Origin of the sequence: Bacillus sp. B1-WWTP-T-0.5-Post-4, from assembly GCF_009183795.1 — a bacterium.
Classification (GTDB): Bacteria; Bacillota; Bacilli; order Bacillales; family Bacillaceae_G; genus Bacillus_A; species Bacillus_A cereus.
The window spans coordinates 1-1,258 of the sequence record NZ_WEIJ01000037.1 but is presented as its reverse complement, the minus strand read 5'-3'; the positions used below and the strand labels follow the sequence as shown (position 1 = coordinate 1,258).

Here is a 1,258-nt window from a genome sequence, read left to right as displayed (position 1 = left end):
ATCGTTGTCGATCTGAAATTATTGCTAGACAAGCTAGCTGATATCGGTTACGAAGATGAAATTGAGTACGTCAACGAAGCAGGAACGATTTACAAAGGCAATCCAAAAAACATTACAATTCAGCGGGATTTCACAGGTAAGCCGTTGCTGACGGTGGTGTTTATTTAATGTCAGGATTCACAATCGACTTTAGCAGCTTCGACGGAAATATGAATCGGATCGCAAACGACGTTAAACATTCGACTAAACAAACTATGCAGGATTGCGTAGATGATCTCGCTAGGATCTCGTCAAATATTGCGCCTATCGATACGAGCAGTCTACGTAAATCACATAAAAAGACCGTTAAACAACAAGGCGATCAAGTAATCGGGGAAGTTTCGTTCTCGGCATTCGGACGCGGCAATTTTAATTACGCAATAGCGATGCACGAATGGTCGTATACGCCGAGTTCTACGGGATCTTTTAACGGTTATGCGGTCGGCAGTAAATATTTAGAGCGACCACTTAAAGGTGAGTCACAAAAGTACTTACAGTGGTTGGGCGAAGGTGTTCAGAAAGGATTGAGGTAGTATGCGTGCACAAGACGTTATGACTTACGTTAAACCGATCATACCGAATACATACTACGCCTACACATATCCTACGAAGTCGAAAGACGAATGCGTCTTAATCGTACTACATGGCGGAATGCCTACACGAGAGACGGGCGTAAGGCAGCCGACACTACAATTCTTAGTGCGTGGGAACGTTGGCGATGTAGCAACGGCAGAAACGAAAGCGTACGAGTTGTACGAAGAATTCAAGTATAAAAAAGACGTTATGATCGGCGATTGGTCGGTCTCAAAAATACAAGCATTACAATCCCAACCGATATGGACGGGAACGGACGAGGCGAAACGTCCTATCTTTTCGCTAAACTTTCAACTAACTATCAGGGGGTAATAATTATGGCTAAATCAAACACAATCAATGTACCGATCGGTGCTGCAATCGTAGAATACGGTGAAGGACAAGACATGGTTAAATTCGATATCACGAAAGGCGGTATCTCATTCGGTGTATCTACATCTGTACAAGAAGTTACGGTCGATCAATACGGTGAGACGCCTGTAAAATCGATTATGAAAGGTCGTAAGGCTGAGACGACTGTACCGTTCGCATTGCACGATCTGAAACGATTATCAAAAGTAATGCCGAACTCTAAATTCGTAGAGAATGGCGACAAGCAAGCGTTATTCGTATCTGCGCAAGCGGG

1 protein-coding gene and 1 pseudogene are annotated in these 1,258 nt (G+C 43.7%); both read left to right on the top strand.

Annotated features, from left to right (window positions below; translation table 11 throughout):
• Window positions 1-573: 573 nt before the first annotated feature.
• Window positions 574-945, top strand: a complete 372-nt coding sequence (locus GBN91_RS28570) for a minor capsid protein (protein WP_098926377.1) — start codon at window positions 574-576, stop codon at window positions 943-945.
• 5 nt (window positions 946-950) lie between these two features.
• Window positions 951-1,258: pseudogene (locus GBN91_RS28565) on the top strand (hypothetical protein); the annotation flags it as partial.